The sequence below is a fragment of the Nocardia sp. NPDC058633 genome (assembly GCF_042717045.1).
In the GTDB taxonomy this organism is placed as follows: Bacteria; Actinomycetota; Actinomycetes; order Mycobacteriales; family Mycobacteriaceae; genus Nocardia.
In genome coordinates this window covers 41,245-48,066 of record NZ_JBHXRA010000028.1, presented here as the reverse complement: position 1 = coordinate 48,066, position 6,822 = coordinate 41,245, and the positions used below count along the sequence as shown (strand labels likewise).

Here is a 6,822-nt window from a genome sequence, read left to right as displayed (position 1 = left end):
GGGGTTCGATTCCCCTAGGCTCCACTCCTATTACCGCAGGTCAGAGTATGTTTTTCCGACTTTGACCCGTTCGCGTCCACGAACCGCGTCCACGAAAGTGGTTGCGGGGGTAGCGGTCCACCGTGATCTGAGGGGATTTCGGCAACGACCCATCGAGGATCCGCGATGTCTGCCACCACTCCCCGCAAGACCCCCCGCACGCCCAAGAAGCGCGTTCACACTCCCCGCCCGCGACCCCGTACAGACGGCTCGGTCTGCTGGCAGGTTCGATACACCATCACCCGCAACGGCAAGCCGGTCGCCACGTCGCAGCCGTTCGACGACGAGCTCGAGGCCGTCCGCTGGGCGGCCCTGCTCGACAAGGTCGGCCCCGAGCGCGCCGAGGCGATCCTGTTCGCCCGGATCGGCGCCACCGTCCCCGGCGGCGAGCTCACCATCGCGGAATGGTTGCGGCAGTACGCCGATCGGCTGCGCGGTATCGAGGACGCGACCCGCAAGCGCTATCACCGGTACATCGACCTCGACGTCGTGCCGTTCATGGGCGAGCTGCCGCTCAGTGCGTACACCGAGGAACTCGACGCCGCGTGGGTGCTGTGGCTGGAACACGACGTGTGCAATCGGCCGGGCCGCCCGCCGGGCAACTCGCCGAAGACGATCCGCAACAAGCACGGATTCGTGTCCGAGGCGATGGCCGCCGCCGCGCGGCACCGGCCCGAGCCCCTCGTGCCGTCGAATCCCTGCGCACACACGCGTCTCCCGCGCGTAAACGGCCGCCGTAGGGATTTCCTCACGCCTACCGAGTACGAGCTCGTAGAGGCCGTTCTGTGGCCGAAGTACCGGCCGATGTTCGAGTTCATGGTGATGTCGATGTGCCGCCCCGGCGAGGTGTTCGCGCTCACCGTGGGCGACATCGACCCCGAGACCGGCGCCGTCAACGTCGACAAGGCGTGGAAGTACGACAACGGACGCCGCAAGCTGGGCCCGCCGAAGTCCGAGCGCGGTACCCGGGTGACGCACGTCCCGCTCGAAACGATCGCGCGGCTCGATCTCGACCGCGACCCCGACGAGCTGCTGTTCCCGACCGGCGTCGGCACGGCGTTCACGACGCACGGTTTCTACGAGCAGGTCTGGCTCCCCGCGGTTCGCCGCCTCGAGGCGCTCGCCGATCGAGAGCAGCCGGGCGGGAAGCTGTTCGGGAAAATGGCGCACTGGGAGGGTGAGACGGCCGCCGAGCTGCTCGCGCGGTTCGGGCACAAGACCGTCGACCGGCTGCTGCGGAAATGGCTGACGCCGTATCTGACGCGGCACACCGGGATTAGCTGGCGCCTACAGGATGGCGTGCCGATCTGGGTGGTCAGCCGGGACGCCGGGCACGAGTCGGTGAGCACGACCGACCGCAAGTACGGACACATCGACACCCGGGCCTCGATCGCCGCGGCCGTGCGCGTCGGCGGGCGCCTGCCCTTGCTGCGCGACAACGTGGTCAGTCTCGAGCTTGCCCGCCGGCGCCGACTCGTGCGGATCGGCGAACTCGGCGAGGTCGACCCGCTCGCCGAGGGATTCGAGGCGGTGTGGAAGGACCGGACCGGCGTTGTGCACTCGCAGGTGTTCGACACCTTCGAGGCCGCGGTCGATCATGTCGCGCTGCACGAGGTCGACGACGTCGAGGCCGCGGCCGAGGACGCGGCCGAGGCGGCGGCATGACCGGCGAATTCCATTTCGTATCAGGTGCAATGAAATGAAAAATTCCGCAGGTCACTGCCAGTTTCCGACCGGCCCGGACGCGGTGTGCGGTACGGCGATTCAGCCGCGCACCGGGCCGGGCCGACCGGCGTCGTACTGCGCGGATCCGAACCACACCCCGTTGCGCGCACACCGCGCCGTGAAACGGTTCGCAAAGGAGGCCGAGCAGGCCGAGGCCGGGGGAGAGGCCGCCGAGCTCGCCCGCGCCCGCGCGATCATCGCCGCCGCCGAGCGTGCTCGGCACGGTGCCGAACGGGAGGCACACGCGGCGCGCCGGGAGCGCGACGCCGCGCTCGCACTGCGTGATCTCGCGGCCGAAGATGCGGCCGACGCGAGAGACGCAGCAGCCGAGGCGGTCTCGCGTATGCGGCACGACTGCGATCGTGAAATCGCCGCTGTCGCTGCAGTTGCCGATGCCGAGATCGCTCGCGTGCAGACCGCGCACACCCTCGGCAACCGAGGTGTTCGGCGCATAGCGTAGTCGTCAATACCCCATGACTAGGGGCGTATCACGTTGATACGCCCCAGTTTTGCGTGTCCGAATGTACCGAGTGGTAACGATTCGGCCGCATCGAAAATCGGCCCTGTGGCCCTGCATAGTTCTAGCTACGCTCGTTTGTACCCATCGGTCTATCGACTTGGGGGCAGGGGCAGCGTCGCACCGAACTACGCGGAACCCCCGCAACCGGTAGTATCGAACAGGTGTTCGAACGAGCGAGCCGGGTCGCTCGTGACTGGTGGAGGGCAACGAGTCGATCGAGGGTGCGCAATGGGGATGACCAGGCGTGAGCGATATACCGACGAGCTCGCCGAGGTGATGGCGCGAGCGTGGCAAATGCCCGCCTCGCGATTCATTCTCGAGGTGCAGCACCTCGGCGCCGACCCGGTCGCGGTGTGCAACGAGTTACACGTCGAATCCCGACGCCTGTAGATCGGTCGCGCGTTTCACGAGGTCTGCGACCCGGTGAATCCCGACGCCTGTAGATCGGTCGCGCGCTTCACGAGGTCGCCGACCTCGACTTTGAGAGCCGTCGCAACCTCGAGCATCTTCCGCATGGACATCGATGTTTGTCCGCGTTCGATCATTCCCATGGTCTTAGTGCTGACGCGCACCTTCTTGGCGAGGTCGGTTTGGGATAGCCGGCGCGTCACGCGCAGGATTCGCACCGCTTCGCCGAGGCACCGGTCGAGCAGCGCCGCGGCCTCGTCCATCCGGCGCGCGGCCTCGTCTGCCTCGTCCCGGTGGTCGCCAGGCTCCCCGATTGTGTCCATAGTGACCTATTAACGGTCAATTTTGACCATAGGGCAAGTGGCACGCCTAGGACGACATGACCGCCGCATAGCCGCCGCACGGTTGCCCTATGGTGCCTCTACGGTGACACGCTGGGAACTTTAAGTGTTGCCAAGGGAAGAATTCTTCCCTAATGTGCACAATATGTTCCCAATCGACACGGCGACCGCAGCAGCGGTGCGGGATGTCATCGCGAAGACGGACAGATCCGAGGCGGCCGTCGCCCGGGCGGTGCGACTCTCGCCCTCGACGTGGCATCGCCGAATCCACGCGAAAACTTCCTTCACCGCTGCCGAGCTGGCCCGCATCGTGACCACGCTCGGTCTGACGATCACCGAACTGTTCGACGCGATCGCGGAAAAGCGCCGATGACCAGCGTCGATGAGCTGCGGCTCTACACCCTCGACGATGTCGCCGAGCGCCTGCACGTAACCGAGGACTGGCTGACCAAGCGTTTGCGCGACGGCCGCCTGTCGGGCCGCAAATCCGGTTACCGGTGGACGATGTCGGCGGCCGACATCCGCGACGCAATCGACAAGATGCGGCCGTCTGTCGATGGCGAAAACGACAGTGGCGCAGCAGAAGTTAGCCAAGTGGGTGCGGCCTCATGACCGCCGCCGAATATCAGACGTTCGCCCTTGACGCCGTGGTCGAGCTCACCGGTGCGCCGTCCGTCGACTGGCTGGACCGCCGCATCAAATCGGGCGAGCTGACGGCTGTCCTGTCCGGCCGTGAGTGGCGGATGACACACAGCGATATGTGCCGACTCGTGGACAACATGCGCGCTGCCGCCGAGCAGAAGCTCGCCGAGCGCCTCGCCACCGAGCCCGCCAAGACCAAGAAGACCACCACCCCGGCCGCTGCGAACCGTGCGGGCCTGTCCGCACGCGGCGCGGCCCGTGCACAGCGGCGACAGACCGCATGAGCTTCCCGCGGCGGCGCCTGCCGATGTCGTCGCGGGGATGCGTGACCGGCCGGACGGACCGCCGGGTGCTCCCCTCACACCCGAAATCCGACCGGTCACGCGCCATTACCACCCGACCAGAAAGCGACCCACCAACCCAGTAACGCAGTGCGCCCGCCGAGTGGCTGCTCGACGGGCGCCGTCCCCAGTAACCGAGAACACCAGGAGATCCTAGTGCACTACATCATCCAGATCCTCGACCTGTGGTTCGGGCACCATGCCCGACATGCGCGCGGCTTCGCCGCCGCGCTGACTGTCGCCGCGATCGTGGCCCGACTGGCCGACGAGACGGCCGCCGCTCGCAAGCGGATCGGGGCCCGCGCCAGCGTTGCTCGGCAGGCTGCCGTCGCCGCGGCAATGGACGCGCCCACGCTCACCCTGCCCGTCGTGGTCGGCGCCGTCCGCATCGCCTGGCAAGACCCGGCGACCGCGATCCGCAACGCCGTCATCGTGCAAGGTGGCAAATACATCACCACCCCACCGAAGGCCTTGCCCTCGGCCGATCCCGAGCCGACACTGCCGATGACCCGCGCCGAGCTGCTCGCCCTGGCCGAGGCCGAGCAGTGGCGCCCCGAGGGCTCGCGTCCGAACGAGCTCACAGTGTGGGAGCGCGACCTGCTCGAGCTGGCCGGGCCCGAGGTCGACGGCGGCCGTCCTCTGCACGAGTTGGATTTCGCACTCGTGACCGGCGGTGCGCGATGAGCTGGGATTACCGCGGCCGTGCCGTCACCGTCACCGACCACACGATGAGCCTTCAGCCTTTCGAGCCGCTCACCCTCGCCGCCCTGCGGGCGTTCGTTGACTCAGCGTCACAGCTCGATCCGATCTGCGAGATTCGGATCACCGGCGACGGGCAAGACGACCGTTTCGAGATCAGTGCCGAGATCCGCGAGTCTGTGCAGCTCGACGTCGAGGGCCCGCAGAAATGCCCCGACTGCGAGTTCGGCGTGCGGTTCTCGAGCGCTGGCGACGTCGTCGCCGAGGTCTGCGAGACCTGCAGCGGCACCGGCCGGGCGGCGGCGCGCGATGAGTGACACCACTACCTCGCTCGGGTGCTGCCCGAGTCAGGCCGCCTACATGGTCGAGGCCTTCACCCCCGGCGCGCTCGACGGCTACATCGTGGCGTGCGCTGCGCACACGCGGGCGGCGTCTGACTACCTCACCGACCTCGGATATCGCCCGTTCGTCGGCAGCCCGAACGCGGCCATCATCGAGCAGCAGGTCACCTGCGGTCGGCTCTCGTGGTACCGCGACCGCCCCGAGGTGATCCTCGAGTTCGGCGCCCCACCCGCCGACGTGATCCAACTGGCAACCACCACCCGCGACACCGCAGCCGATGACCTCGACGTACTCGAGGCGCGAGCCTGCAAGAACCGAGGTGCCGACCTGCTCGCGCACTGGGGATGGCTGTCCGAAGGGCTGCGCAGCAAGGATCACCGCGCTCTCGCCGAGATGCTCGCTCTCGCGGCGCTGCGCCTCGACGCCGCCGACCGCGAGCGCCAGGAGCTCGCCGACGAGGCCGAGGCGCTGTGGAACTTCGCCCCGACCGTGCGCGTGTGCATCGACGTCGATTGCCCGGGGTGCGGCTACCCCGAGCGATGGGCCGACGCGCTCACCGACCTCACCCGAATCAAGGTCTACGGCTGCCTCAAGTGCGAGTACCGCAGCCGGGAGCGTGATCGCTGATGTCCGTTCTCACCGACGCCCAGCGCAACGGGCAGGCCTGCGTGCGCTGCGCGATCACGTTCACCGGACAGGTGCGGATGACGCCCCTCGACCCGCACGGCGTCTCCGTCGTTTCCGACGCTGGCGAGCGCCCGATCCTGCTGTTCGTCTGCACGGAGGGCTGTGTCACCGAGGAGATCGGCCGTCTGCGCGCGCAACTCTCCCGCGCCGAGCACACCAAAACGCGGCTCCGTCGCCGCATCCATCGCGCTCGTCGGACTCGTGCGGCACTGCGCGCCAACACTTCCCGACAGGAGACAGCGTCATGAGCCCGCTCGCGCACGTTGTGCAAGCCGCGATCCTCAGCGGCATCACTCTCGGCCTGGCAGTCGTCGGCATCGGGACGGCGGTCGCCGACTACCGGCGAAAACGCGCCGCCGCGCTCGTCGTCCCGGTCGACGAGCAGCCCGTCACCTACTGGCGAGGGGCGGCGTAGTGGACGACACGAATCTCACCGGCGTCGAGTCCCTCGGCGAGGTCGGCCCGAATTCCGCCGACGAGCGATGGGCGGCAGCAATCACCGTGTGCCACCACGCCACCGACGCCACCGACGCCGCCGAGCTGCTCGCCATGCTCGGCCTCACCGGATCGGCGACCCGGATCGCCGATCCGTGCCGCGGCTGCGGTCGACCGATGAGCAACCTCGCGCTCATCGGTCACGCCCGGCGCAGCAGCGGCGGCGGCGGACTGTGCGAAGGATGCCAGCGCACCGCCGCAAAGGTGGTGAACGGCCGATGACCGAACACGCTTCGCAGAGTTGGCGGCACCGCGCCGCCTGCCGGGATGAAGAACCCGAGCTGTTCTTCCCCCTGCACGCTGCCGAGGCCGACGAGCCTCGGTGGGTCTGCCTGATGCTCTGCCCGGTCCGCGAGGAGTGCGGACTCACCGCAGTAAAGGGCGGCGAGAAGGCGGGCGTTTGGGCCGGGTACTTCCTGCCCGACGAGTCCCGGCAGCTCAAGCTGTTCGTCGCGAGTGCCGAGGATCCGATCGCGGTGCGCGCGTGTGACACCTGCGGCAAGGAGATGCACACCCGCATCGCCCTGCGCACCTGCCACCAATGCCGCCACGGCGCGGGCGACATCATCGCCGTACGCCAGCA

Annotated in this window: 13 protein-coding genes and 1 pseudogene; 13 read left to right on the top strand and 1 reads right to left on the bottom strand. The window is 68.1% G+C overall.

Going from position 1 to position 6,822, the window contains the following annotated elements:
• The first annotated feature begins 165 nt into the window (after positions 1 to 165).
• The 3 genes from ACFWUR_RS28240 (at position 166) to ACFWUR_RS28230 (ending at position 2,674) form a co-directional block, all read left to right on the top strand.
• Positions 166 to 1,704, top strand: coding sequence for a tyrosine-type recombinase/integrase (locus ACFWUR_RS28240; RefSeq protein ID WP_378910861.1), 1,539 nt, complete (start codon positions 166 to 168; stop codon positions 1,702 to 1,704).
• Positions 1,705 to 1,738: 34 nt separating this feature from the next.
• Positions 1,739 to 2,224 carry a hypothetical protein gene (locus ACFWUR_RS28235; RefSeq protein ID WP_378910859.1) on the top strand — a complete coding sequence of 162 codons (486 nt, stop codon included), beginning with the start codon at positions 1,739 to 1,741 and terminating at the stop codon, positions 2,222 to 2,224.
• A 294-nt stretch (positions 2,225 to 2,518) separates the two neighbouring features.
• A complete protein-coding gene (locus tag ACFWUR_RS28230; protein ID WP_378910858.1) occupies positions 2,519 to 2,674 on the top strand; it encodes a hypothetical protein in 156 nt (51 codons plus the stop codon).
• A gap of 14 nt (positions 2,675 to 2,688) precedes the next feature.
• Here ACFWUR_RS28230 and ACFWUR_RS28225 read toward each other — a convergent pair whose 3' ends face one another.
• Entirely contained in the window at positions 2,689 to 2,955 is a 267-nt protein-coding gene (locus tag ACFWUR_RS28225; protein ID WP_378910857.1) for a helix-turn-helix transcriptional regulator, read from the bottom strand.
• A gap of 223 nt (positions 2,956 to 3,178) precedes the next feature.
• On the opposite strand from ACFWUR_RS28225, the gene ACFWUR_RS28220 reads away from it, so the two are divergent.
• The 10 genes and pseudogenes from ACFWUR_RS28220 to ACFWUR_RS28175 form a co-directional block, all read left to right on the top strand.
• Positions 3,179 to 3,406, top strand: coding sequence for a helix-turn-helix domain-containing protein (locus ACFWUR_RS28220; RefSeq protein WP_378910855.1), 228 nt, complete (start codon positions 3,179 to 3,181; stop codon positions 3,404 to 3,406).
• Entirely contained in the window at positions 3,403 to 3,645 is a 243-nt protein-coding gene (locus ACFWUR_RS28215; protein WP_378910854.1) for a helix-turn-helix domain-containing protein, read from the top strand. Before ACFWUR_RS28220 ends, ACFWUR_RS28215 begins: the two co-directional genes overlap by 4 nt.
• Positions 3,642 to 3,959 carry a hypothetical protein gene (locus ACFWUR_RS28210; protein ID WP_378910853.1) on the top strand — a complete coding sequence of 106 codons (318 nt, stop codon included), beginning with the start codon at positions 3,642 to 3,644 and terminating at the stop codon, positions 3,957 to 3,959. Before ACFWUR_RS28215 ends, ACFWUR_RS28210 begins: the two co-directional genes overlap by 4 nt.
• Before the next feature lie 213 nt (positions 3,960 to 4,172).
• Positions 4,173 to 4,700 carry a hypothetical protein gene (locus tag ACFWUR_RS28205; RefSeq protein ID WP_378910852.1) on the top strand — a complete coding sequence of 176 codons (528 nt, stop codon included), beginning with the start codon at positions 4,173 to 4,175 and terminating at the stop codon, positions 4,698 to 4,700.
• Positions 4,697 to 5,032, top strand: coding sequence for a hypothetical protein (locus ACFWUR_RS28200; protein ID WP_378910851.1), 336 nt, complete (start codon positions 4,697 to 4,699; stop codon positions 5,030 to 5,032). The genes ACFWUR_RS28205 and ACFWUR_RS28200 overlap by 4 nt, the downstream gene beginning before the upstream one ends.
• Positions 5,025 to 5,684 carry a hypothetical protein gene (locus tag ACFWUR_RS28195; RefSeq protein ID WP_378910850.1) on the top strand — a complete coding sequence of 220 codons (660 nt, stop codon included), beginning with the start codon at positions 5,025 to 5,027 and terminating at the stop codon, positions 5,682 to 5,684. Before ACFWUR_RS28200 ends, ACFWUR_RS28195 begins: the two co-directional genes overlap by 8 nt.
• A complete protein-coding gene (locus ACFWUR_RS28190; protein WP_378910849.1) occupies positions 5,684 to 5,992 on the top strand; it encodes a hypothetical protein in 309 nt (102 codons plus the stop codon). The genes ACFWUR_RS28195 and ACFWUR_RS28190 overlap by 1 nt, the downstream gene beginning before the upstream one ends.
• Complete coding sequence (locus ACFWUR_RS28185; protein ID WP_378910848.1) at positions 5,989 to 6,159, top strand: hypothetical protein; 171 nt, start codon at positions 5,989 to 5,991, stop codon at positions 6,157 to 6,159. The genes ACFWUR_RS28190 and ACFWUR_RS28185 overlap by 4 nt, the downstream gene beginning before the upstream one ends.
• Positions 6,159 to 6,461, top strand: coding sequence for a hypothetical protein (locus tag ACFWUR_RS28180; protein WP_378910846.1), 303 nt, complete (start codon positions 6,159 to 6,161; stop codon positions 6,459 to 6,461). Before ACFWUR_RS28185 ends, ACFWUR_RS28180 begins: the two co-directional genes overlap by 1 nt.
• Positions 6,458 to 6,682 (top strand): annotated as a pseudogene (locus tag ACFWUR_RS28175) (WhiB family transcriptional regulator); the annotation flags it as partial. The gene ACFWUR_RS28180 and the pseudogene ACFWUR_RS28175, both read left to right, overlap by 4 nt.
• Positions 6,683 to 6,822: the final 140 nt, after the last annotated feature.

Excerpts from the sequence above, each read along its gene's own strand:
- ACFWUR_RS28240 (WP_378910861.1), top strand. The coding sequence starts at position 166 with ATGTCTGCCACCACTCCCCGCAAGACCCCCCGCACGCCCAAGAAGCGC.
- ACFWUR_RS28235 (WP_378910859.1), top strand. The coding sequence starts at position 1,739 with ATGAAAAATTCCGCAGGTCACTGCCAGTTTCCGACCGGCCCGGACGCG.
- ACFWUR_RS28230 (WP_378910858.1), top strand. The coding sequence starts at position 2,519 with ATGACCAGGCGTGAGCGATATACCGACGAGCTCGCCGAGGTGATGGCG.
- ACFWUR_RS28225 (WP_378910857.1), bottom strand. The coding sequence starts at position 2,955 with ATGGACGAGGCCGCGGCGCTGCTCGACCGGTGCCTCGGCGAAGCGGTG.
- ACFWUR_RS28220 (WP_378910855.1), top strand. The coding sequence starts at position 3,179 with ATGTTCCCAATCGACACGGCGACCGCAGCAGCGGTGCGGGATGTCATC.
- ACFWUR_RS28215 (WP_378910854.1), top strand. The coding sequence starts at position 3,403 with ATGACCAGCGTCGATGAGCTGCGGCTCTACACCCTCGACGATGTCGCC.
- ACFWUR_RS28210 (WP_378910853.1), top strand. The coding sequence starts at position 3,642 with ATGACCGCCGCCGAATATCAGACGTTCGCCCTTGACGCCGTGGTCGAG.
- ACFWUR_RS28200 (WP_378910851.1), top strand. The coding sequence starts at position 4,697 with ATGAGCTGGGATTACCGCGGCCGTGCCGTCACCGTCACCGACCACACG.
- ACFWUR_RS28195 (WP_378910850.1), top strand. The coding sequence starts at position 5,025 with ATGAGTGACACCACTACCTCGCTCGGGTGCTGCCCGAGTCAGGCCGCC.
- ACFWUR_RS28190 (WP_378910849.1), top strand. The coding sequence starts at position 5,684 with ATGTCCGTTCTCACCGACGCCCAGCGCAACGGGCAGGCCTGCGTGCGC.
- ACFWUR_RS28185 (WP_378910848.1), top strand. The coding sequence starts at position 5,989 with ATGAGCCCGCTCGCGCACGTTGTGCAAGCCGCGATCCTCAGCGGCATC.